Origin of the sequence: Mesorhizobium amorphae, from assembly GCF_014843845.1 — a bacterium.
GTDB classification, from domain to species: Bacteria; Pseudomonadota; Alphaproteobacteria; order Rhizobiales; family Rhizobiaceae; genus Mesorhizobium; species Mesorhizobium amorphae_A.
Genome location: NZ_JHQS01000060.1, coordinates 82,834 through 104,453 on the forward strand (window position 1 = coordinate 82,834; position 21,620 = coordinate 104,453).

At 64.5% G+C, this 21,620-nt stretch carries 23 protein-coding genes and 1 tRNA gene; 14 read left to right on the plus strand and 10 right to left on the minus strand.

The features are described 5' to 3' along the window. Positions 1-12 precede the first annotated feature (12 nt). The 5 genes from exbB to DH08_RS25495 all read left to right on the plus strand — a co-directional run bounded on the left by exbB (position 13) and on the right by DH08_RS25495 (position 4,704). Positions 13-975: a tonB-system energizer ExbB gene (gene exbB, locus DH08_RS25475; protein ID WP_192181907.1), complete on the plus strand. Its 963-nt coding sequence runs from the start codon at positions 13-15 to the stop codon at positions 973-975. A 6-nt stretch (positions 976-981) separates the two neighbouring features. Continuing rightward, complete coding sequence (exbD, locus tag DH08_RS25480) at positions 982-1,467, plus strand: TonB system transport protein ExbD (protein WP_192181908.1); 486 nt, start codon at positions 982-984, stop codon at positions 1,465-1,467. Next, positions 1,464-2,453: an energy transducer TonB family protein gene (locus DH08_RS25485; protein WP_192181909.1), complete on the plus strand. Its 990-nt coding sequence runs from the start codon at positions 1,464-1,466 to the stop codon at positions 2,451-2,453. Before exbD ends, DH08_RS25485 begins: the two co-directional genes overlap by 4 nt. Positions 2,454-2,733: 280 nt before the next feature. Beyond that, positions 2,734-4,128, plus strand: a complete 1,395-nt coding sequence (locus DH08_RS25490; RefSeq protein ID WP_192181910.1) for a multicopper oxidase family protein — start codon at positions 2,734-2,736, stop codon at positions 4,126-4,128. Between the two features lie 420 nt (positions 4,129-4,548). Beyond that, positions 4,549-4,704 carry a hypothetical protein gene (locus tag DH08_RS25495; protein ID WP_192181911.1) on the plus strand — a complete coding sequence of 52 codons (156 nt, stop codon included), beginning with the start codon at positions 4,549-4,551 and terminating at the stop codon, positions 4,702-4,704. A gap of 48 nt (positions 4,705-4,752) precedes the next feature. On the opposite strand, the gene DH08_RS25500 is transcribed toward DH08_RS25495, so the two are convergent. Next, a tRNA-Ala gene (locus DH08_RS25500) sits at positions 4,753-4,828 on the minus strand. Positions 4,829-4,988: 160 nt separating this feature from the next. On the opposite strand from DH08_RS25500, the gene DH08_RS25505 reads away from it, so the two are divergent. Both DH08_RS25505 and DH08_RS25510 read left to right on the plus strand, forming a co-directional pair. Next, positions 4,989-5,279, plus strand: coding sequence for a YggT family protein (locus tag DH08_RS25505; protein WP_006201184.1), 291 nt, complete (start codon positions 4,989-4,991; stop codon positions 5,277-5,279). A 12-nt stretch (positions 5,280-5,291) separates the two neighbouring features. Continuing rightward, complete coding sequence (locus DH08_RS25510; RefSeq protein ID WP_192181912.1) at positions 5,292-5,606, plus strand: DUF167 family protein; 315 nt, start codon at positions 5,292-5,294, stop codon at positions 5,604-5,606. Positions 5,607-5,913: 307 nt separating this feature from the next. Here the strand turns inward: DH08_RS25510 and DH08_RS25515 are convergent, their stop codons facing one another. Genes DH08_RS25515 through DH08_RS25525 form a run of 3 tightly spaced genes read right to left on the minus strand, consistent with a single transcriptional unit; the run spans position 5,914 to position 8,646 of the window. Next, positions 5,914-6,795, minus strand: a complete 882-nt coding sequence (locus DH08_RS25515) for a MurR/RpiR family transcriptional regulator (protein WP_192181913.1) — start codon at positions 6,793-6,795, stop codon at positions 5,914-5,916. Positions 6,796-6,805: 10 nt separating this feature from the next. Continuing rightward, on the minus strand, positions 6,806-7,873 hold the full coding sequence (locus DH08_RS25520) for an ABC transporter ATP-binding protein (protein ID WP_192181914.1): 1,068 nt from the start codon (positions 7,871-7,873) through the stop codon (positions 6,806-6,808). A gap of 2 nt (positions 7,874-7,875) precedes the next feature. Then, on the minus strand, positions 7,876-8,646 hold the full coding sequence (locus tag DH08_RS25525) for an SDR family oxidoreductase (protein WP_192181915.1): 771 nt from the start codon (positions 8,644-8,646) through the stop codon (positions 7,876-7,878). A gap of 182 nt (positions 8,647-8,828) precedes the next feature. On the opposite strand from DH08_RS25525, the gene DH08_RS25530 reads away from it, so the two are divergent. The 4 genes from DH08_RS25530 to DH08_RS25545 all read left to right on the plus strand — a co-directional run bounded on the left by DH08_RS25530 (position 8,829) and on the right by DH08_RS25545 (position 13,388). Beyond that, positions 8,829-10,064 (plus strand): ABC transporter substrate-binding protein, encoded by a 1,236-nt coding sequence (locus tag DH08_RS25530; protein ID WP_192181916.1) that lies wholly within the window; start codon positions 8,829-8,831, stop codon positions 10,062-10,064. A 75-nt stretch (positions 10,065-10,139) separates the two neighbouring features. After that, entirely contained in the window at positions 10,140-11,009 is an 870-nt protein-coding gene (locus DH08_RS25535) for a carbohydrate ABC transporter permease (protein ID WP_192181917.1), read from the plus strand. Beyond that, complete coding sequence (locus tag DH08_RS25540; protein WP_192181918.1) at positions 11,006-11,833, plus strand: carbohydrate ABC transporter permease; 828 nt, start codon at positions 11,006-11,008, stop codon at positions 11,831-11,833. Before DH08_RS25535 ends, DH08_RS25540 begins: the two co-directional genes overlap by 4 nt. A gap of 79 nt (positions 11,834-11,912) precedes the next feature. Then, on the plus strand, positions 11,913-13,388 hold the full coding sequence (locus DH08_RS25545; RefSeq protein WP_192181919.1) for a M81 family metallopeptidase: 1,476 nt from the start codon (positions 11,913-11,915) through the stop codon (positions 13,386-13,388). Positions 13,389-13,594: 206 nt separating this feature from the next. Here DH08_RS25545 and DH08_RS25550 read toward each other — a convergent pair whose 3' ends face one another. From DH08_RS25550 to DH08_RS25575, 6 genes are all read right to left on the minus strand, one after another. Further along, positions 13,595-15,649 carry a M3 family metallopeptidase gene (locus DH08_RS25550; RefSeq protein ID WP_192181920.1) on the minus strand — a complete coding sequence of 685 codons (2,055 nt, stop codon included), beginning with the start codon at positions 15,647-15,649 and terminating at the stop codon, positions 13,595-13,597. A gap of 98 nt (positions 15,650-15,747) precedes the next feature. Further along, positions 15,748-16,161: a nuclear transport factor 2 family protein gene (locus tag DH08_RS25555; RefSeq protein ID WP_192181921.1), complete on the minus strand. Its 414-nt coding sequence runs from the start codon at positions 16,159-16,161 to the stop codon at positions 15,748-15,750. Between the two features lie 86 nt (positions 16,162-16,247). Continuing rightward, positions 16,248-16,892, minus strand: coding sequence for a carbonic anhydrase (locus tag DH08_RS25560; RefSeq protein ID WP_192181922.1), 645 nt, complete (start codon positions 16,890-16,892; stop codon positions 16,248-16,250). A 148-nt stretch (positions 16,893-17,040) separates the two neighbouring features. After that, positions 17,041-17,796, minus strand: coding sequence for a DUF429 domain-containing protein (locus DH08_RS25565; RefSeq protein WP_192181923.1), 756 nt, complete (start codon positions 17,794-17,796; stop codon positions 17,041-17,043). Continuing rightward, positions 17,793-18,674 (minus strand): pyridoxal kinase PdxY, encoded by an 882-nt coding sequence (pdxY, locus tag DH08_RS25570; protein ID WP_192181924.1) that lies wholly within the window; start codon positions 18,672-18,674, stop codon positions 17,793-17,795. The genes DH08_RS25565 and pdxY overlap by 4 nt, the downstream gene beginning before the upstream one ends. Positions 18,675-18,686: 12 nt before the next feature. Beyond that, entirely contained in the window at positions 18,687-18,932 is a 246-nt protein-coding gene (locus tag DH08_RS25575; RefSeq protein WP_192181925.1) for a hypothetical protein, read from the minus strand. Positions 18,933-19,096: 164 nt separating this feature from the next. On the opposite strand from DH08_RS25575, the gene DH08_RS25580 reads away from it, so the two are divergent. From DH08_RS25580 to DH08_RS25590, 3 genes are all read left to right on the plus strand, one after another. Beyond that, positions 19,097-19,735: a LemA family protein gene (locus DH08_RS25580; protein WP_192181926.1), complete on the plus strand. Its 639-nt coding sequence runs from the start codon at positions 19,097-19,099 to the stop codon at positions 19,733-19,735. 192 nt (positions 19,736-19,927) lie between these two features. Beyond that, a complete protein-coding gene (locus DH08_RS25585; protein WP_192181927.1) occupies positions 19,928-20,734 on the plus strand; it encodes a TPM domain-containing protein in 807 nt (268 codons plus the stop codon). Positions 20,735-20,738: 4 nt separating this feature from the next. Then, positions 20,739-21,620, plus strand: coding sequence for a TPM domain-containing protein (locus DH08_RS25590; RefSeq protein WP_428339151.1), 882 nt, complete (start codon positions 20,739-20,741; stop codon positions 21,618-21,620).

Below are 21,620 nucleotides of genomic sequence, written 5' to 3' on the forward strand. Positions count from 1 at the left end.
CGAGGACGAAGCGTGTCCAGAACTGGTTTGTTGGCGGCGCTGGCCGCATCGCTCATCCTGTCGGCCGGCGCCGTCGCGGCGCAGGAACAGCCTGTAACGCCGGCTCCAGCAGTGCAGGCGCCGGCAACGCAAGCCCCAGCGGCACAGGTACCCTCCGCGCCCGCCACAAATGCGCCGGCCGCAGCCGCACCGGCGGAGCCGCAGCCAGGCGTTCAGCCGGCATCGTCCGCCGCCGCAGGGGCCGAGCCGTCGACGGCGATCTCGCTGACGCTGCCGCACGATCTGTCGCCCTGGGGCATGTTCATGGCCGCCGATATCATCGTCAAAGCCGTGATGATCGGGCTTGCCTTCGCCTCTTTTGTCACCTGGACGATCTGGCTGGCCAAGTCGCTGGAGATTTTTGGCGGCAAGCTGCGCGCGCGCCGCGCGGCCAACGCCATCGGCAATGCCGCGACGCTGATGCAGGCCGGGCGTGCACTCGGCCACAACAACGGCCCCGGCGCCCTTCTGGTGCGCGCAGCCGAGGAAGAGGCGGCGCTTTCGGCCGGCGCGCTGAATCACGTCTCGGGCGAGGGCCTGAAGGAGCGCGTCACGTCCCGCCTGGCGCGTATCGAGGCGGCCGCGGCGCGGCGCATGTCGCGCGGAACCGGCCTGCTGGCGACGATCGGCTCGACCGCGCCTTTCGTGGGCCTGTTCGGCACAGTCTGGGGCATCATGAACGCCTTCATCGGCATCTCGCAGGCGCAGACCACCAATCTCGCCGTCGTGGCGCCGGGCATCGCCGAGGCGCTGCTCGCCACCGCCATGGGCCTGGTGGCGGCAATCCCAGCGGTGGTCATCTACAACGTCTTTGCCCGATCGATAGCCGGCTATCGGCAGATCCTCGCCGATGCCTCGGCCGGCGTCGAGCGGCTGGTCAGCCGCGACCTCGATTTCCGCACCGTGCCGCCGGCAAGTGCCATGGCGGCGGAGTAAGCAGCCATGGCGGCTAGAATTCGCGAAACGGCAGGCGACGATCTCGAGGAAAGCCATGAGATCAACGTCACGCCGTTCATCGACGTCATCCTGGTGCTGCTGATCATCTTCATGGTCGCGGCACCGCTGGCGACGGTCGATGTCAATGTCGACCTGCCCGGCTCGACCGCGACGCCGGCGCCGCGGCCCGAGACGCCAATCTTCCTAACGCTGAAAAGCGATCTCACCCTGGCGATCGGCAATGACAGCGTGCCGCGCCCCACCTTCGCCGCCGTGCTCGACGGCAGGACCAAGGGCGACAAGCAGACGCGCATCTTCCTGCGCGCCGACAAGACGGTCGGCTATGGCGAACTGATGGAGGTGATGAACCTCCTGCGAGGCGCCGGCTATCTCAAGATCGCGCTGGTCGGGCTGGAGACATTGCCCGATGCCACTGCGCCGGCCACGAGCGGAGGCCCGGCGCCGGCGCCAAACGGCGGCCCAGCCCAATGACTGAAGCCGCCGCCCTGCCCAGGATAGATCCGCCGCGCTTCGGCGTGCGCGCGGCTGGCCTGTGGGCAGGCGCGGCAGCTCTGGTTCTGGTCGCGCATGTGGCGGTCGCCTATGCCGTGCAGAATTTCAGCCTGACCGAGATGTCGGATGGCGGGCCGCCACCGGCACTGGCGATCGAAATGTCGCCGATGGTGATCGCACCCGCCGTTCAGGAAGAGACGCCGATGTCGGATGTGGTGACGCCCGACCAGACCGAACCGGTCGAGGAGACCATCGCCGAGGTGAAGCCGGTGACCGAGCCGACACCGGAGCCGGTCGTGGAAGAAGCGGAGCCGGTCGCCGAACAGCCGGTTGAAGCCGAAGAGGCACGGGCGCCCGAGCCGGCGGAGCCGACGGTTGCGGCGTTGAGCGAGCAGCAGCCGCCACTCGAAGAGGTCGTGCCCGACATCGTCGAGACGGTTGCGCCCGACGTGGTCATCCCGCTGCCGCAGCCGAAACCGATCCAGACGGAAGTCAAGGCGAACAAGCCGGTCGAAGCGAAGAAGACGACGGAAAATAAGCCTGTCGAAAAGCCGAAACAGCGCAAGAAGAAGGAGAAAGCGGAACCGCCCAAGACGGTGGCGACGGCCAGCATCGACGCCAAGGCTGCGGCCAAGGCCGCCGCGCCGAAGTCGTCCGATGGGGCGCCGCGGTCGAGCGTCAGCCCGTCGCGGTGGAATGCCAGCCTGGCGGCGTGGATCCGGCGACACACGCGCTACCCGAGCGCGGCAAAATCCAGACGGGCCGAAGGCACCCCGAACGTGACCTTCATCGTCGACGCGTCCGGCAGAGTGGTCTCTGCTCGGCTTGCCCGCTCGTCGGGCGACGCCGATCTCGACCGCGCGGCGCTCAGCGCGCTGCAGGGCGCCACGGTGCCCACGCCGCCGGCGGAGCTCGGCGCGCGCGTCACCCGCACGGCGCCTTTCGTTTTCAGCCTGCGCGATTAGCGACTGGGAAATCCCGAACTCGACGCGAAGGGTCGGCGAGGCTCCGCCGCGATTGCCATTGACGGATGTCGGCAACGGGCATCTCGTTGCCGCAGTCTGAACCTCTGGACGACGAGCCGGTATCCAAGAGCGCTCTTTCGGTCAGGCGAATGTGACTTGATTGACTTCCCGAGTTTGGGTCAATCGGGGATCACAGCGAACCGCTGCGCCGCGATGGCGCCGGTTCGTCGCTTATGCCATGTGGGTGCCGGGCCTCCGAGGCCTCTCAGCTGGAGCGAATATGACGGTCCTCACACGTCGCAAACTCTTGAGAACTGCCGCGATTGCCGGCGCTGGTGGCGTCGGGCTCTCTGCCGTGGGCAAATTGGGCAGCTGGGCCGCCGCCACGCCCGGGCCGGTGCTGCTGAAGACGGCCCGGATCCAGGCGAAGCTGATGGATGTCGGCCAGACCAAAAATGTGCTGACCTATGGCGACGCCGGCATGCCGCCGGTGATCAGGATGAAAAAAGGCGAGCCCTTCGCCGCCCGGCTGGTCAACGCCATCGACGATCCGACGACGATCCACTGGCATGGCATTCGCGTTCCCAACAAGATGGACGGCGTGCCGTTCCTGGTGCAGCCCTATGTCTATACCGGCGATCATTTCGACTATGCCTTCACGCCGCCCGATGCCGGCACCTTCTGGTATCATCCGCACTGCAACACGCTTGAGCAGATGGGCCACGGACTGACCGGCGTGATCGTGGTGGAGAACCCGAACGATCCGAAATTCGATGCCGAGGTGGTGATCAATCTGCGCGACTGGCGCCTCGGCGACGATGGGCAGTTCATCGACCAGTTCCGGCCGCGCGATGCGGCAAGATCCGGCACCTACGGCACGGTGCGCACCGCCAACTGGCTCGACCAGCCGCAATTTGACGCACCGGCCGGAGGGTTGGTGCGGCTCAGAGCCGCCATCACCGACGTCACGCGCGTCTATGCTTTTCGCGTCGAGGGCGCCGAAGCGACGGTGATCGCGCTCGACGGCAATCCGGTGCCGCAGCGCTTTGCGCCCGATGCCTTGCAGCTCGGACCCGGACAGCGGCTGGAGCTCGCCATTCGCATGCCCGACGATGAAGGGGCAGTCGTCAGCCTGGGAGACGTCAGGGGCACCAAGCCCAAAATCCTGGCGACGCTGCGTGCCGTTGGAACTTCTCTCAAACGCGACCTTCGCGACCTTGCACCGCTGGAGATCAATCCGGTCCAGCAAGTCGATCTCGCCGCTGCCGAGCACATTTCATTGTCGCTCAGTGCCACGGCGGAAAACGTGCCGAGCGACGGCATCTGCGGCTCGCTCGGCTACAGTTTCTGGGCGATCAACAAGGTGCCGTGGCCAGGCGATACGTCCGATCCGACCGCGCCGCTGGCCGAACTGAAGCTCGGCAAAAGCTATGTCATCGACATGGAAAACCTGACGCCGCAATCGCATCCGATCCATCTGCACGGCATGAGCTTCAAGGTGCTGTCGTCCTCGACGCGCCCGGTGCAGCCGATGATCTCCGACACCTATCTCATCCAGCCCAACGAGAAGGTCCAGCTCGGCTTCGTCGCCGACAACCAAGGCGACTGGCTACTGCACTGTCACATCATCGAGCACCAGAAATCGGGAATGACGAGCTATGTCCGGGTGACCTGAGGACGCCTGGTCCGATACGCCGGAATTGGCATTGACACGGCCAGGGCCCCGATATCTGGGCTGCGTCAAAGGGCGCGCGATTGCGGGCAGCTTGAGGCGCACTCTCTGGCGCTCAGCGAAGGCCAGGGCGAAGGATCCCGGCTCGAATGAGTAGGTGCGTTCCTCTTCGTCTTCGATTACCCGCACAAAGCATTGGCTGTCCGTCTCAACCATCTCAACGCGAGTTCCCAAAAGACCGCCATAGCTATCCAGATAAGCACGCACATCGCTTTGTGAATAAGGCATCGCTTTCTCCCACGTGGCGAAACATGTGACCGTGCCAATAATACCTACGCGCAGCAATAGACTATGACATACCTCACACGGCGTTCAGACGTTCTGCAGCGATGGGCGCGAGATTGGCGTGCACGAACCATGCACTTGATCGAACCCGTACCGGTGCCCGATCTCGCCAGGCGCCGGGAGCGCTTCGCCCACCGCGATCGGGACTTTCCGTATTCGGCCAGAAGGGTCGGCGATGCGACAGCGAGACTGGTGCTCGGGGATTTCGGCGGCAGACATCTTGCCGCCATCTGAAATTCGACCCGCTCGATGGTCGTGGGTTCATTTCGGTGATTGATCCGCTGGTGGAGCTGAGGAGGATCGAACTCCTGACCTCGTCATTGCGAACGACGCGCTCTCCCAGCTGAGCTACAGCCCCGTCCAACGGATGGCGCATTTATCGAAGGCAGCGGTTTCCTGTCAAGGCAGCGTTTTGCGCAAATGACCTCGTTTCAGGCTTTGGTCCGGCATGTGGCGGAAGCCGGCTCTTGCCGGTTCGGCGTGCAATGGCTACATGTCGGCAACAATTGGAGACCGGCATGATCGCCCTTATTCAAACCATCGTCATGGCGCTTGACATCTACTGGTGGATCATCATCGCTTCGGCGATCTTTTCCTGGCTCTACGCCTTCAACGTCGTCAACTCGCGCAACCAGTTCGTCGGCACCATCGGTAACACGCTCTATCGGCTGACCGAGCCGGCGCTGCGGCCGATCCGCCGGTTCATCCCGGATCTCGGCGGCATCGACATCTCGCCGATCATTCTGCTGTTGCTCATTTTCTTCCTCCGCCAGTTCCTGCTCACCACCGTACTGTCGTTGGTCGTCTGAGCCAGCCATTCGATGGCTACGCCGTTTCGCCTGCGTGACGACGGCGTAGACCTGTTCGTCCGGCTGACGCCAAAGGCGGCGCTGGACAGGCTCGAAGGCGTCGAGACGGCGGCGGACGGGCGCAGCCATTTGAAGGCCCGCGTGCGCGCCGTGCCGGAGAATGGCGCCGCCAATGTGGCGCTTGAGAAGCTGGTTGCCAAGGCACTGGGCGTGCCGGTGTCGGCTGTGTCGGTGGTTGCCGGCGGCGCGGCGCGGCTGAAGACGCTGCGCATTTTCGGCGAGCCGGCAGCGCTGGCGAAGCGCATCGAGGCGTTGGGTGACGGCTAAAACGTGTGGCGTTGTGACGGCTGCTATGCGGCGCTTTGATCACGTCGGTCTGCGCTGCCCCTCATTGCCCTGCCGGGCATTTCTCCCCGTATGGTGACGGGGAGAAAGACGCCGTCACAGCTGGTTTCGCCAACCGCCGGCGTTGCGGGACAGACGCCAGTGTTGCGGCCATCTCCCTTCTCCCCGTTTACGGGGAGAAGGTGCCGGTAGGCGGATGAGGGGCAGCACCGACGTTTCCTGATTGGTGCATCTTGCGGCCAAATGGACTCACTTGGCGCCCACACAAATGCCGGGCAACAAAGGTCTCTCAGTCCCCGAGGGGCAAACGCGGGTCGTCGACCTTCAGCGTGTTGACGCTCTGCTTGATGCGGCGCAGGTTTTCCAGGCCTTTCGGTCCGCGCGTTTCGGCAACCGACGTGGCGATCATGTCGACGATCGCCATCAGCGCGTAGCGCGAGGATGTCGGCTTGTAGATGTTGCCGTCCTCGAGCGGCTGGAAATGGATCACCGTGTCGGCTGCCTTGGACAGCGCCGAATCCGGCGCGGTGATGGCGACGGTGGCGGCGCCATATTGCTGCGCCACCTGCACGGCCTCGATGACCGAACGGGCGTAGCCCGACACCGAAAAGGCGACCAATGTGGTCTCCGGCGTCGCCACGGCGGCGTACATGCGCTGCAACTGGCCGTCGACCTGCGCCAGTGCCGACAATCCCAGCCGGAACAGCCGGTTCTGCATCTCGGTCGCCATCATCGAGGAAATGCCGCCGGAACCGATGCACAGCACGTTGCCCGAACTGGCGATGCGCGCGGCCACACCGACCAGCACCTTCATGTCGAGGTTCTCGCTGGCGCGCTGTATGGCCGCTATCGCGGCTTCGGTGATGGCCGAGGCGATGCGCTGCTCGCGGACGTCGCGGTTGAGCGGCTCCGGCGACAGATACTGGGCGCCGATGGCGATGGCCTGCGCCAAATAGAATTTGAAATCGCGCAGGCCTTCGCAGCCGAGATTGCGGCAGAAGCGGGTCACCGTCGGTTCGCTGACGCCGACGCGCGCGGCGATCTCCGAGATCGCCGCCTTGGAGGCGAAGTCGAGATCGGAGAGCACGAGGCCGGCCAGCCTGCGGTCCGACTTGGTGCCGTCCTGCGACATCAGTTGCAGCCGCGTGATGATGTCGGCTGGTGTCTTCATTCGGGCGCCTTCATAGGGGCAGGCCCGTCGCTTTGTCGAACAGATGGATGTTGGCGGGATCGACTGAGACCGGCAAGCGGTCGCCAGGCTTGATCTGCAGCCGGTCGCGGAACACAGCCCGCACCGTGTCGGCGCCGATCGCGCCGTAGACATGGGTTTCGGCGCCAGTCGGTTCGACGACGTCGACGTCGATGGCCATCGCATCGTCGGCGCCGCCGACAACGAAATGTTCGGGGCGGATGCCGGCTTCCACCGTGCTGCCCTCCGGCACGGCCTTGCCGGCCAGTGCCAGCCGCCCGCCGCCGGTCGTCTCGAACCAGGCCTTGGTGGCAGACCCCCTGAGGGCGCCGGAAACGAAGCTCATCGAGGGCGAACCGATGAAGCTGGCGACGAATTTGTTGGCCGGCCTGTCATAGAGTTCCAGCGGCGCCCCGACCTGCTGGATCCGGCCGAGGTTCATCACCACGATGCGGTCGGCCATGGTCATGGCCTCGATCTGGTCGTGGGTGACGTAGACGATCGTCGATTTCAGCCGCTGGTGCAGCGCCTTGATCTCGGTGCGCATCTGCACGCGCAGTTGCGCATCGAGATTGGACAGAGGCTCGTCGAACAGGAACACCGACGGTTCGCGCACGATGGCGCGGCCCATGGCGACACGCTGGCGCTGGCCGCCCGACAATTCTCGGGGGTAACGGTCGAGATAGGAGAACAGGTTGAGGATGCCGGACGCCTTCTTGACCTTGTCGTCGATCGCTGCGCGGGTCTCGCCGCGGATTTTCGGGCCGAAGCCGATATTGTCCGACGCCTTCAGATGCGGGAACAGCGCATAGGACTGGAAGACCATGGCGATGTTGCGCTTTTGCGGCGGCAAGTCGTTGGCGCGCAGGCCGCCGATGATGAGATCGCCGGACGTGATTGGCTCCAGCCCGGCCAGCATGCGCAGCAAGGTCGACTTGCCGCAGCCGGAAGGGCCGACCAGGACGACGAACTCGCCGCTGTTGATCTCGAGGTTGATGTCCTCGAGGATCTTGTGGTGCCCGAACGATTTCGACAGGTCGCGAAACTGGACATCGGTCATGGTCACGCTCCCAAAATGTCGTCGATGAAGGGCAGGCAGCCGGCGGTCAGCCCGGCGTCCACCGGCATCACCACGCCTGTTACGCCCGATGCGCGATCGGACGCAAGGAAGGCCACGGCTTCAGCCACTTCAGAGGCGTTGACGATGCGGCCGAGCGGATAGAGCCGCTGCAGTCTGCCGAGGATTTCCGGATCCTTGGCCAGGCGATGATCCCAGGCCGCGGTGCGGATCGATCCCGGACAGACGACATTGGCGCGCAGGCCGCTGCGGCCGAGTTCGACCGCGATCGACTTTGCATAGGCGTTGATGCCGGCCTTGGCCGCGGCATAGGCCGGATTGCCGAAATGCGCGATGGCATTGACCGAGGAGATAAAGACGACGCCGCCCGAGCCGCGCCGGGCCATCGCCTTGACCAGCGGGTCGGCGAACATCATCACGCCGGTCAGGTTGAGGTCGAGCTCGTGCTCGATCTTGTCCGAGGTCAGCGCCGGCAGCGTCTCGGCGCGCGTCCAGCCGGCATTGTTGATGAGGATGTCGGGAATGCCGTCCTTTTCGAGGATCGCAGCGATCGCGGCTTCCATCGAGACGCGGTCGAGAAGGTTGAAGACGTGGCGCGAGGCAAGCTGCGGGCTGGCCAAGGCCTCGTTCGACTGGTCGCAGCCGACGACCCGCGCGCCGCGCTCGTTGAGCAGCGCCACGATCGCCGAGCCGAGACCACCGCCGGCGCCCGTCACCACGACCGTCTTGCCTTCGAACTCGGTTCTCGAAACCACCGCGCGCGCTCCTCCCTGGTCCCGCTTGGGGTTGTGAGGCTATTCGCCGAAATGTAATTTAGCAACATATTAATCTGCTTGCGAAGCGCAGAATGATGGATAATGTAGGAAAGTCACATAAAATCCTGTGTTGCCAGAACAGCATGGGAGGCGCGCAGGCGCACATCAAAGGGAGAGAGCAGATGAGTCTGACGAAATGGACTGTCGGCCTGATGGCCGGAATGAGCATGCTGACGCTCGCAGCGCAGGCAAATGCCGGCGAGGTGCGCGTCACCGTCGCCGAATACAGCGCCAAGACCGGCCCCTATTTCGAAAACGTCAAGAAGGATTTCGAGGCGGCCAACCCGGGCATCACCGTCAAGTTCGAGATCGTGCCGTGGGACGTTCTCCTGCAGAAGCTGACCACCGACATCACCGCCGGCACCAATGCCGACCTGTCGATCATCGGTACGCGCTGGCTGATCGATTTCGTCCAGCAGGATGTCGCCGAGCCGCTCGACAGCTACATCACGCCCGACTTCAAGGGCCGCTTCATCGACACGTTCCTGTCGCCGTCGATCATGGAGGGCAAGACCTACGGCCTGCCGATCGCGGCTTCGGCGCGCGCCTTGTATTACAACAAGGAATTGTTCGAGAAGGCCGGCATCGCCCAGCCGCCGGCGACCTGGACCGAATTGCAGGAGGACGCCCGCAAGATCAAGGCGCTCGGATCCGGCACGTTCGGCTTCGGCCTGCAGGGCAAGGAGATCGAGACCGACGTCTATTACTACTATGCGATGTGGTCCCAGGGTACCGAGATCCTCAACAAGGACGGCACGTCGGGCCTGAGCACGCCGGGCGCGCTCGAAGCGGCCAAGCTCTACAAGTCGATGATCGATGAAGGCCTGACCGAGCCGGGCGTCACCTCGAACAACCGCGAGGACGTGCAGAACCTGTTCAAGCAGGGCAAGGTCGGCATGATGATCACCGCCCCCTTCCTATCCAACCAGATCAAGGACGAGGCGCCTAACCTGAAATATGGCGTGGCGGCGATTCCGGCAGGGCCGACCGGGGCGCGCGGCACCTATGGCGTCACCGATTCCATCATCATGTTCAAGAATTCCAAGAACAAGGATGAGGCCTGGAAGCTGCTCGACTTCCTGTTCACCACGGAGCAGCGCGCCAAGTTCACGCAAGGCGAAGGCTTCCTGCCGGTGAACAAGGAAGAAGCGAAAATGGACTACTACGTCAACAATGCCGACCTGGCGGCGTTCACGGCGCTGCTGCCCGATGCCCGCTTCGCGCCGGTCATCCCCGGTTGGGAAGAGATCGCCCAGATCACTTCGGATGCCATGCAGAAGATCTATCTCGGCAGCGCCGAGCCGGAGGCTGCCTTGAAGGAGGCAGCGGACAAGGCCAATGCGGTGCTGAAGAAATAGGGCGTTCACTCCCGACGCCCGTGGCGCGCCCCACCCGTCGGGGCGCGCCACCCCCCGACGCCCTCAGGTCAGCCGATGCAAAATCGCTTCTTGCCCTATCTCCTGACCTTGCCCAGCCTGTTCCTGGCGGCCGTCGTCATCTTCTGGCCGGTCTGGGACCTGATCCAGATCTCGACCCACGATGTCAGCCGCTTCGGCCAGCTGCGCGACTTCAGCGGCCTGACCAATTTTTGGGCGCTCACCGCCGATCCTGATTTCACCGCAGCGCTCTGGCGCACCGGTGTGTGGACGGTGCTGGTCGTCGGTGGCGCGCTGCTGTTGTCCATCCCGGTGGCGATCATCCTCAACACCGACTTTTATGGCCGCGGCATTGCCCGCGTCATCATCATGCTGCCCTGGGCAGTGTCGCTGACCATGACCGCGGTGGTCTGGCGCTGGGCGCTCAATGGCGAAAGCGGCATGCTGAACTCGGCGCTGATCGGGCTCGGCCTGATCGAACAGAACATCCAGTGGCTGGCGAGCGCCGAGACCGCGTTTCCGATGCAGGTGCTGATCGGCATATTGGTGACGGTGCCGTTCACGACGACGATCTTCCTCGGCGGGCTGTCGTCGATCCCGGACGACCTCTACGAGGCGGCAGCACTGGAAGGTGCGACGCCGCTGCAGCAGTTCCGCGAGATCACCTTTCCGCTGCTAAAACCGTTCATCAACATCGCCATCGTGCTCAACACCATCTACGTCTTCAATTCCTTCCCGATCATCTGGGTGATGACGCAGGGCGGGCCGGCCAACTCGACCGACATATTGGTCACCCATCTCTACAAATTGGCCTTCCGCATCGGCAAACTCGGCGAGGCGTCAGCCGTGTCGCTGGTGATGTTCGCCATATTGCTGGTCTTCACCATGATCTATGTGCGGCTGGCGATGCGGGAGCACCGCGCATGAGGAACGGCAAGCTGAAGCGTTCGATCATCGCCTGGCTGCTGCTTTCGCCGCTGATCGTGGTGACGATCTTTCCCTTCGCGGTGATGTTTTTGACCGCGGTCAAGCCGCGGCAGGAAGTGCTGTCGCCGACCTGGTGGCCGAGCGAATTCCGCTGGTCGAATTTTGCCGACATGTGGGTGGCGACCGGCTTCGGCCAGGCGCTGGCCAATTCGCTCTATGTCTCGGTGATCGCCACCGTAGGTGCCATCCTGATCTCGGTGCCGGCGGCCTATGCGATGTCGCGTTTTCGCTTTGCCGGCTACGGCGCCTTCCGCCAGTTCCTGCTGGTGTCGCAGATGATCTCGCCGATAGTGCTGGTGCTTGGCCTGTTCCGGCTGATGGCGGCCTGGGGGCTGGTTGAATCAACCACCGCGCTCGGCTTCATCTACATGGCCTTCAACGTCGCCTTCACCGTGTGGATGCTGCAGAGCTATTTCGACACCATCCCGCGCGATCTGGAAGAGGCCGCATGGATGGAGGGCGCCGGCCGCTGGCTGACGCTGCGCAAGGTGTTCCTGCCGCTCTGCCTGCCGGCGATCGCGGTGACCGCCATCTTCACCTTCATCAATGCCTGGAACGAGTTCGTCGTCGCGCTCACCATGCTGCGCAGCCAGGAAAGCTACACGTTGCCGATCCAGGTGTTTTCGCTGGTCGCCGGCCGCTACACGATCGAATGGCACCATGTCATGGCCGCGACGCTGCTCGCCACCCTGCCGGTGGCGATCCTGTTCATCTGGCTGCAGCGCTATCTCGTCCGGGGGCTGGCGCTCGGGGCCGTCAAATAGCAATTCCAGGAAAAGTGTGCAGCGGTTTTCCGTCCGGAATTGCGAAAAAACAAATAGTTAGACTGTCCACGGAGCTTTCATGCGCATCTTCACCGCCTCGCTGGCGACGGAAACCAACACTTTCTCGCCGGTGCCGACTGACCGGGCCTCGTTCGAGATGGCCTTCTATGCCGGCCCAGGCAAGCACCCGGAAACGCCGACTTTGTGCTCGTCGCCGATCGTCGCCTTGCGCCGGCGGGCCGTGAAGGAAGGGCTGACCGTGATCGAAGGCACGGCCACCTGGGCGGAGCCCGGCGGCCTGGTGCAGCGGCAGACTTTCGAGGCGCTACGCGACGAGATCCTCGATCAACTGAAGGCGGCATTGCCGGTCGATGCGGTGATCCTCGGCCTGCATGGCGCAATGGTGGCGCAAGGTTATGACGACTGCGAAGGCGACCTGCTCGAACGCGTGCGTGCAATCGTCGGTCCGCAGGTGGTGATTGCCTCGGAGTTCGACCCGCACAGCCATCTGACGCCGAAGCGCGTGGCGGCGTCGGACATCATGGCCTACTTCCTCGAGTTCCCGCACACCGACTTCTACGAGCGCGGTGAGCATGTCGTCGAGCTTGGGCTGGCCGCGGCGCGCGGCGAGATCAAGCCTTTGATCTCGACCTTCGACTGCCGCATGATCCAGGTGCTGCCGACCAGCCGCGAGCCGATGCGTTCCTTCGTCGACCGCATCAAGGCGCTGCACGGCAAGGACGGCGTGCTGTCGGTTTCCATCATCCACGGCTTCATGGCCGCCGACGTACCGGAAATGGGCACGCGCATCCTGGTTGTCACCGATAACGACAAGGCCAAGGGCGATGCGCTGGCGGAAAGCCTGGGACGCGAGCTCTATTCCATGCGCGAAAAGACGGCGATGACGATGCTGAACACCAGCGACGGCATCGAGCGGGCGCTGGCCGTGCGCGCTGAAAGAGGGGACAGACCGGTGGTGATCGCCGACATCTGGGACAATCCGGGCGGCGGTGTCGCCGGCGACGGTACTGTCGTGCTGCGCGCCATGCTGGAACGCGGCGTCGACAATGTCGGCATGGCAACGATCTGGGATCCGATCGCGGTGACGTTCTGCCAGGCTGCGGGCGAGGGCGCCGTCATCGATCTTCGCTTCGGCGGCAAGGCCGGCCCGCTCGCCGGCGAACCGATCGACGCGCGTGTCAAGGTGCTGAAGGCCGTTACGGAAGGGTGGCAGAGTTTTGGGCCGAGCCGGGTGACGCTCGGACCGACGGCGCTGGTCCGCATCGAAGGCACCGAGGTCGATATCATCCTCAACACCAACCGCACGCAGACCTTCGAGCCGGACATTTTTTCCAACATCGGCGTCGATCCGCTGTCGAAGGATATCCTGCTGATCAAGTCGACCAACCATTTCTATGCCGGCTTCGAGCCGATCGCCGCCGAGATCATCTATGTCTCGGCGCCGAGCTCGTATCCGAGCAATCCGGCGGTGACGAATTACACTAAGCTGACGCGACCGCTGTGGCCGCGGGTGGCTGATCCGTGGAAGGCATAGGCCGGCGAGGCTGCCGATCTCCCCCCTCGTGGGGGAGATGCCCGATAGGGCAGAGGGGGGCGCGAAGGATCGCCACCCTTCGTCACCCTGCGAACGGGCGATAGCAAGCCCGTCGGCGCAAAAAACCATCAATTGAGAGGCCGGAGGGACAGCGCCCCCCTCTGGCCTGCCGGCCATCTCCCCCACGAGGGGGGAGATTGGCTAATTTACACCAGCCCCCGCTTCACCATCATCGCCTCCGGCGACGGCATCTTGCCGCGGAAAGCGGTGTAGAGCTCTTCCGGGTCCTTCGAGCCGCCGGCGGCGTAGATGTTCTTCCTCAGCCGCTCGGCCAGCGCCGGGTTGAAGGGGTCGCCGGTCTCCTCGAAGGCAGCAAAGGCATCGGCATCGAGCACTTCCGACCACATGTAGGAATAGTAGCCGGCGGAGTAGCCGTCACCGGAAAAGACGTGGCCGAAATGCGGGGTGCGGTGGCGCATGGCGATCGTGTCTGGCATGTCGAGCTTGCCGAGCGTTTCGGTCTCGAAACGAAGCGGCTGTTCCGGAGCGTCCGGCCGTGCGTGATAGGCCATGTCGATGAGTGCCGACGCGGTGAATTCGACCGTGGCGAAGCCGGCGCCGAAAGTGCGCGCCGCCAGCATCTTGTCGAGCAGCGCCTTCGGCATCGGCTTGCCGGTCTTGACGTGCAGCGCGTGCTTTTCCAGCACCGCCGGCACCGTCAGCCAGTGCTCGTAGAGCTGCGAAGGCAGTTCGACGAAATCGCGGCTCACCGAGGTGCCAGACACCGACGGCCAGGTGACGTCGGTCAGCATGCCGTGCAGCGCATGGCCGAATTCGTGGAACAGCGTCTTTGCCTCGTCGACCGACAAAAGGGCTGCCTCGCCCGCCGGCGGCTTGGCGAAGTTCATGATGTTGTAGATCACCGGCTTCGAACCGTGGCCCAGCTTGTAGCCGGATTTCAGCGCGCTCATCCAGGCGCCGGAGCGCTTCGAAGGCCGGGCAAAATAGTCGGCGAGGAAGAGGCCGCGCTCGCTGCCGTCGGCGTTCTTCACCACGAACGCGCGGGCATCGGGATGCCAGGCGGCGATGCCCTTTTTCTCTTCGAAGGTGATGCCGAACAATTTTGTCGCCACGTCGAAGCAGGCGTCGACAATGCGCTCGAGCTGCAGATACGGTTTCAGCTCGGCCTCGTCGAAGGCGAATTTCTCGGCGCGCAATTTCTCCTGGTAGAAGCGCCAGTCCCAGGCAGCGAATTGTTCGTTGCTGCCGGCCGCGGTCGCCAGCCGTTGCAGTTCGGTCTGGTCGCTGGCGGCCTTCTCCAGCGCCTTTTCCCAGACGGGATCGAGCAGCGCGTGCACCGCCTTCGGCGTCTTGGCCATGGTGTCGTCGAGCTTCAGCGCCGCGAACGAGCCGTAGCCGAGCAGTTTTGCCTTCTCGGCGCGCAGCTTCAGCATATCCCGAACGACATTCGTGTTGTCGGTGGCGCCGCCATTCTGGCCGCGCATGGTGAAGGCGCGGAAGGCGGTCTCGCGCAGGTCGCGGCGTTCGGAGAAGGTGGTGAACGGCTCGTAGATCGACCGCGACAGCGTGACGGCATAGCGGCCTTTCTGGCCGCGCATCTCGGCGGCCTCGGCCATGGCGCTCTTGAGGAAGTCGGGCAGGCCGGCAAGGTCGGCCTCGTCGAGGAACAGCGCCCAGTCGCGCTCGTCGGCCAGCACGTTCTGGCCGAAGCTGGTGCCGAGCGAGGACAATTCCTCGTTGATCCTGGCCAGCCGCTTCTTGCCATCGGCGTCGAGTTTCGCGCCGGAGCGGACGAAGCCTTTCCAGGTCCTTTCCAACACGCGCAGCGTTTCGGAGTCGAGCTTCAGGGATTCACGGCGTTGGTAGAGGTCGTCGATGCGGGCAAACAATTTCTCGTTCATCGAGATCGCCGAGAAATGCCTCGACATCTTCGGCGAAATGTCGCGCTCCAGCGCCTGGATCGCCTCGTTGGTGTGGGCGCCGGCCCGGCACCAGAAGATCGACGAGACATGGTCGAGCGGCTCGCCTGCAAGTTCGAGCGCGGCCAGCGTGTTGTGAACCGTCGGCGCCTCTGCGTTGCCTGATATCGCCTCGATCTCGGCTTCATGCGCCTTCAGCGCCGCGTCGAACACTCCGGAAAAGTCACCGTCGCCGATGCGGGAGAAGTCGGGCAGGCCAAGCGGCCCTTGCCATGCGGTCAGCGGATGGGCGGCGAGGTCGACGGTCTTCGTGGATGGCATGGATGATCTTTCGGCTGTTGGCGGCAAGGCAGGACGGGTCGCCACCGATGTAGGGCGCGGGCCTGTTGCGCGCAACATCACGGCCAGTCAGGTCTTCGTCAGTAACCGTCGCAGCTTTCCGCGATCGCGGCCTGCGAACTGGCGGTGATGCGGTTGTCGGTGACCGCGAAGGTCTCCTGCATCAGCATGTCGTTGTTGGGGAAGTCGTAGCAGGCGATCACCGTGGTGACACCGCCCTCGCTCTTGGCGATGCGATGCCGGATCGCCGCACCGGCGACAGCACCTTGCCAGTTGTCGATCGAGGCGATGAACTCCTGCTTGTTCTGCACGACGCCGAGGTCTTCGAGCTTGATGCGCACGTCGTCGGCCAGCAGGTCCGACAATTCGGTGCGGTCGGCGACAAGCAGCGCCGAATACCAGCGGTCAATGATCGCACCGTCATCGGCACGAGCAGCGGTGAGCGTCGGCATCAGTGCCGCCACGACGAAAGTGATCGCACGCCAATTCCGCATTGCCACCTCCATGTTTGACCATGATCCTATCCGAAAACCGGGTCCCGCTTTTCGCTGACGCGGACCTTCGGTTCCGGGATCATGGTCTATGCCATCTCCGGCCGTTCGAAATCGCCGGTCTCCTTGTTCATCACCCAAAGCTCGCCGGTCGAGATGTCGAACCAGGCGCCGTGCAGCGACAGCCGGCCCTTGCCTTCAAGGATGGAGACGCAAGGAAAGGTTCTGAGATTGGCGATCGAATAGCGGATCGAGATGCGCTCCAGCGCGGTTTGGCGCTCCGTCGCCGTCATGAAGGTGCTGGACGACACGGTTTCGGCCGCCGGCGCGATCAGGCTCATCCATTTGCCGATGAAGTCGCCAGGCGACAGTGGCGCGGAGTTGGTGTCGAGCGCGGCGCGGATGCCGCCGCAGCGGCCGTGCCCCATCACCACGATGTTTTTCACCTTGAGGCTCTGCACGGCGAACTCGAGCGCGGCCGAGGTCGAGTGGAACTGGCCGTCCGGCGCATAGGGTGGCACCAGATTGCCGACATTGCGCAGCACGAACAGCTCGCCCGGCCCGGCGTCGAAGATCGCTTCGGGCGCCGAGCGCGAGTCGCAACAGGCGACGATCATGGTTTCGGGGGCCTGGCCTTCGCGGGCGAGCGAGCGGTAGCGGCCGCTTTCGGCGAGATAGCGGCCGCTCATGAAATTGCGATAGCCGGCGAGAAGGTGTTCGGGGAGGTGAGGCATGGGCGGCGTCGGGACCCTTTCCGGGTTGGATGCGGCGGCACGTTTCAGTTTGGAATGGCTCTAACGGCAAAAGCCCGTCGCGAGCAATGCCGAATTGCGGATGGGTTCGTCGCAAAACGCGATGCGGCGCGCATAGCTCAGCGCCGATTCACGCCCAGATGGCGACGGGAATGCCGAAACGGTCGGTCAGCGGCGGGTCCGGGAACGGCCGTGCCTCGCCGCTGGCGATGCGGCCGGCGATCAGCATCATCGCCGCTGCGTCGAGGAAATCGTCGGCGGCCGCGCCTTTCGGCGGCGCCCCGTCGAGGAAGTCCTTCTCATAGCCATGCCGGAACAGCAGTGCCTTGCGCTCTGCCATGCCGGCGGGGTTGACCATGCCCTTGATCTTCTTCGGCAGCGACATAGCGGCACCGCCATTCAGCCTGCAGAAGGCGACTTCCGGATGCGATTCGAAGACGCGAATGCGCAATTCGGGGCGGGCGATCAGCAAGGCATCGATCTCGCGGATCTTGGCGAAGATGCCAAAAGCCTGGATCGAGACGCCGCGTGGCGGATCGGAGGTCGTCTTGGCCACTTGGCTGGCGCGGCGATGCGCGACATACCAGGCTTCGACCGTGGTGAAGTCATCCGTGTCTGCGTAAAGGGCGGCGCGCGAGGGAATGGCGAAGACGCTGGATTGGCGCTGCCCGAGCAGCGGCCGCACCAACGCTTCCGGCCCGCGTCCGCCTCTTTGCGAATGATCCGGCAGGCCGATCGGCATGTCGACGGCGACCACGGCGTCGGCGGGCAATGCGTCGACCAGCATCGCGAAGCTTGGAAAGACGCAGACCCAGGGCGATGCGCCCGGATCGCGGTGGACAGCGATCCAGCCGGCCTTGCAGCCGTCGACGCCGACAAGAGTCACGCCCTTTTGTCCCGCCCCGGGTGCAGGAGGTGGCGAAGCTGCACCATTGCCATCGGCTGCGACAGGCTCTGGGCGTCGGTCTCGAGCTGCAACTCGTCGCCGCCGCGCTTGGCCGTGCGCGCCAGAATCTCGTAGACCGCCGCCGTGGTCGACTGCAGCGCTTTGATCGCCGGCTGGCCGGAGAGGATGCGCGCCAGATAGACAGCCGCTGTCAGGTCGCCCAGCCCGTTGGGCGGTTTGTCGATGAGGCGGTGCTCGGCGAGCAGCGCCTGTCTGGCGTCGAGCAGCAGATTTCCGGTGCCGCCAGCCATCATCGACGGCGCCGAGGTGACCAGCATGGTCCCAGGCCCCGCATGAAGGGCGGCCGCGATCACCGATTTGAGGTCGGGCAGCGGCGCGCCGGCCATCCATTCCAGCTCGTAGCGGTTGGGGGTGGCGATGTCGGCGATCGGCATCAGCCGGTCGCGCAAGGCGATCGCCGTCGCTTCAGGCACATAGAGCCCGCCCGAATCGCCCATTACCGGATCGCAGATATAGACGGCGTTTGGCGTCCTTTCCTTGACCGCGGCGACCAGCGAGGCAACGGCTTCAGCCTGGCCGGCCTCGCCGAGATAGCCCGACAGCACTGCGCCGACCTCGCCCAGCCAGGGCGCGCGTTCGAGATCGGCCATCAGCGCCTTGAACTGGTCGAGCGGCGGCACGATGCGGGTGGCGCGGCCATGGCCGGGGTGCCAGGGCAGCACGATGGTCGGCACCGCCCATACCGGAAAGCCGAGCGTCTCCAGCGCGAAGACGGCGGCGCGGTTGCCGACCGAGCCGCGGGCGACATGGCTGGAAATGACGATGACCGCACGCGGCGCGTCGGCTTTTTCATTCATTGATCCTGATTCCTAACGGGTGGCGAAATACACGAGCCAGGCCAACAGGCCGATTGCAATGATGAGCCCCAGCCCCCTGCCGATGCGGGTGCCCCAAACTTCGATCGGGTCCGCGCGGTCGGCGTCCGCGGCCGTGACGTGGTCGCTCGCGCTCTTCGCGGTCCGCGCGACGAACGAGGTGCCGCCCGGCGCGGTCTCATGCTCCACACGCTCGAGAATGCGGCGCGATTCGGTGTCGCTCTCCTGGCGTTTCGCCATGGCAAAATCCTGTTTCGCCGGGACCTTAGCCTGTTCGCGAGACCATTCACAGGGCCTCGTGCCGGACGCGGAGATGCCAGCGGATGCTTCCGGGCCGAGGTCATTTTCTTGCGCGCAGATTGTGGTAATGCTTCGCGTGCAACTTCCGACGAGGGATCCAAATCATGTTTGCCCAGCGCCGCTCTCCACCCTCCATTGTCCGCACTCTACCGGCCTTCCTGCTGATGGCGATCGTGCTGCCGCTGCTTGCCGGCTGCGGCTACAACACCATTCCGACGGCGGAGGAGAATGCCAAGGCGGCCTGGAGCGAGGTGCTGAACCAGTACCAACGCCGCGCCGACCTCATCCCCAACCTGGTCGAGACGGTCAAGGGCTATGCGGCGCATGAGAAGGATACGCTCGACGCGGTGGTGGAAGCGCGCGCCAAGGCGACGCAGATAACGGTGACGCCGGAGACATTGAAGGACCCGGAAGCCTTCAAGAAATTCCAGGACAGCCAGTCCGGCCTGACCAGCGCGCTGTCGCGGCTTTTGGCGGTGGTGGAGAACTATCCCGACCTCAAGGCCAACCAGAATTTCCTGGCGCTGCAGGCGCAGCTCGAAGGCACCGAGAACCGCATCGCGGTGGCGCGGCGCGACTATATCCAGGCGGTCAGGGACTACAATTTGACGTTGAGGACCTTCCCGTCGGTGCTGTGGGCAACCTTCTGGTTCCGGAGCAACGAGCCGTTCGCGAACTTCACCATCGAGGAAGACAAGCTGCAGACGCCCAAGGTCGATTTCGGGACGAAACAGGGCGGGTGAACGATCACTTAGAGAGTGTGGTCCCTGTTGGCCTTGTGCTCCGTCACACCCCCCTCTGTCCTGCCGGACCCAGCCCTCCGCTATCGCTCCGGGCGTTCGTCGTTCGGAAAGCCAAGCAATTGGCTTGCCGTCCGCTACGCGGAGCACTCCTCACCCCCCTCAAGGGGGAGATGGCCGGCAGGACAGAGGGGGGTGGGACGGAACGCCACTCTGACGTTTCTGGCGGTCATTCTAAGCCTCCTTTTCTTCCCCCTCGCCGCCTTCGCCGCCGATCTTCCCGCCCTCACCGGCCGTGTCGTCGACAATGCCGGCATCATCGATGCGGCGACCAAGGCGGTGCTGACGCAAAAACTCGCTGACTTCGAGAAAAAAGGCTCCGACCAGATTGTCGTGGCGACAATACCCAGCCTCGACGGCGAGGAGATCGAGCCCTACGCCAACCGCCTGTTTCGCTTCTGGAAGCTTGGCCAGGCCAAGGAGAACAACGGCGTCCTGCTGCTGGTGGCGCCGAACGACCGCAAGATGCGCATCGAGGTCGGCTATGGGCTGGAGGGCACGCTGACCGACCTGCACACCAAGCTGATCATCGAAAACGACATGGTGCCGGCCTTTCGCGCCGGCGATTTCTCCGGCGGCATCAGCAAAGCCGTCGACGACATGATCATGGTGCTGGAAGGCAATCCGGAGGAACTGGAAGCCCGCGGCGAGCGCAACCAGCAGGCACCGTTCAATTCCGACGACCTGTTCTTCACAATTTTCATCGCCATCTGGATCACCATCCTGGTCGGCAGCCTGGCCGCCTCGATCCTGCCGCCGATCTTCGGCCAGAGGATCGGACCCGGCCGCTATCGCTGGCTGGGCATGACCTTCGAACCCAGCCGGCGCTCGTCCAGCGGCTCGAGAAGTTCCGGCGGCGGCTGGTCGTCGGGGTCAAGCGGCGGCGGTTTTTCCGGTGGCGGCGGCTCGTCCGGCGGCGGCGGCTCCTCGGGAAGCTGGTGACGGCATGACGGGACGCGCCCTCGCAATATCCGGCTCTGTCGCGATGCGGATCGATGCCGCCCTGCTGGCCGTGGCGCTGCTGCTGTTGCTCGGCTTCACGGCTTTCGCCGCGGAGCTGCCGGCGCTAACCGGGCGGGTCGTCGACGATGCCGGCATCATCGATGCCGCGACCAAGGCGGCCTTGACGCAGAAGCTCGCGGATTTCGAGACGAAAGGTTCGGACCAGATCGTCGTCGCGACGATCCCCAGCCTCGACGGCGAGGAGATCGAACCCTTCGCCAACCGGCTGTTCCGCTTCTGGAAGCTCGGCCAGGGCGGCGAGAACAATGGCGTGCTGCTGCTGGTGGCCAAGAACGACCGCAAGATGCGCATCGAGGTCGGCTATGGTCTCGAAGGCACGCTGACCGACCTGCACACCAAGCTGATCATTGAAAACGACATGGTGCCGGCCTTTCGCGCCGGCGATTTCTCCGGCGGCATCTCCAAAGCCGTCGACGACATGATCATGGTGCTGGAAGGCAATCCGGAAGAGCTCGAGGCGCGCGGCAAGCGCAATCCGGCCGACGACAGCTCGCCCATCGATCCCATCGTCGCGCTGTTCCTGATCCTGTGGGCGGCGATGTTCTTCGGCGGCCTGGCGATGGCCTTCCTGCCGCCGATCTTCGGCACGAAGCTGTCGCCGGGCGTGTATAAATGGCTCGGCATGACCTTCCGCTATGGCTCTTCGTCTTCCGGCAGTGGCTGGGTGACGGGATCCTCATCCGGCAGTGGCTGGTCGTCGGGCAGTTCCGGCGGCGGCTGGTCTTCCGGCTCGAGCAGCGGCGGTGGCGGATTTTCAGGTGGCGGCGGCTCGTCCGGCGGCGGCGGGTCTTCAGGGAGCTGGTGA

What these genes read in the sequence shown, in the direction of transcription:
- DH08_RS25545 (WP_192181919.1), top strand. Translation starts at nt 11,913, where the DNA reads ATGCGCATCTTCACCGCCTCGCTGGCGACGGAAACCAACACTTTCTCG.
- DH08_RS25575 (WP_192181925.1), bottom strand. Translation starts at nt 18,932, where the DNA reads ATGGCGAAACGCCAGGAGAGCGACACCGAATCGCGCCGCATTCTCGAG.
- DH08_RS25515 (WP_192181913.1), bottom strand. Translation starts at nt 6,795, where the DNA reads ATGAAGACACCAGCCGACATCATCACGCGGCTGCAACTGATGTCGCAG.
- DH08_RS25510 (WP_192181912.1), top strand. Translation starts at nt 5,292, where the DNA reads ATGGCTACGCCGTTTCGCCTGCGTGACGACGGCGTAGACCTGTTCGTC.
- pdxY (WP_192181924.1), bottom strand. Translation starts at nt 18,674, where the DNA reads ATGAATGAAAAAGCCGACGCGCCGCGTGCGGTCATCGTCATTTCCAGC.
- DH08_RS25520 (WP_192181914.1), bottom strand. Translation starts at nt 7,873, where the DNA reads ATGACCGATGTCCAGTTTCGCGACCTGTCGAAATCGTTCGGGCACCAC.
- DH08_RS25560 (WP_192181922.1), bottom strand. Translation starts at nt 16,892, where the DNA reads ATGCCTCACCTCCCCGAACACCTTCTCGCCGGCTATCGCAATTTCATG.
- DH08_RS25485 (WP_192181909.1), top strand. Translation starts at nt 1,464, where the DNA reads ATGACTGAAGCCGCCGCCCTGCCCAGGATAGATCCGCCGCGCTTCGGC.
- exbD (WP_192181908.1), top strand. Translation starts at nt 982, where the DNA reads ATGGCGGCTAGAATTCGCGAAACGGCAGGCGACGATCTCGAGGAAAGC.
- DH08_RS25530 (WP_192181916.1), top strand. Translation starts at nt 8,829, where the DNA reads ATGAGTCTGACGAAATGGACTGTCGGCCTGATGGCCGGAATGAGCATG.
- DH08_RS25535 (WP_192181917.1), top strand. Translation starts at nt 10,140, where the DNA reads ATGCAAAATCGCTTCTTGCCCTATCTCCTGACCTTGCCCAGCCTGTTC.
- DH08_RS25550 (WP_192181920.1), bottom strand. Translation starts at nt 15,649, where the DNA reads ATGCCATCCACGAAGACCGTCGACCTCGCCGCCCATCCGCTGACCGCA.
- DH08_RS25555 (WP_192181921.1), bottom strand. Translation starts at nt 16,161, where the DNA reads ATGCGGAATTGGCGTGCGATCACTTTCGTCGTGGCGGCACTGATGCCG.
- DH08_RS25540 (WP_192181918.1), top strand. Translation starts at nt 11,006, where the DNA reads ATGAGGAACGGCAAGCTGAAGCGTTCGATCATCGCCTGGCTGCTGCTT.
- DH08_RS25580 (WP_192181926.1), top strand. Translation starts at nt 19,097, where the DNA reads ATGTTTGCCCAGCGCCGCTCTCCACCCTCCATTGTCCGCACTCTACCG.
- DH08_RS25590 (WP_428339151.1), top strand. Translation starts at nt 20,739, where the DNA reads ATGACGGGACGCGCCCTCGCAATATCCGGCTCTGTCGCGATGCGGATC.
- DH08_RS25490 (WP_192181910.1), top strand. Translation starts at nt 2,734, where the DNA reads ATGACGGTCCTCACACGTCGCAAACTCTTGAGAACTGCCGCGATTGCC.
- DH08_RS25505 (WP_006201184.1), top strand. Translation starts at nt 4,989, where the DNA reads ATGATCGCCCTTATTCAAACCATCGTCATGGCGCTTGACATCTACTGG.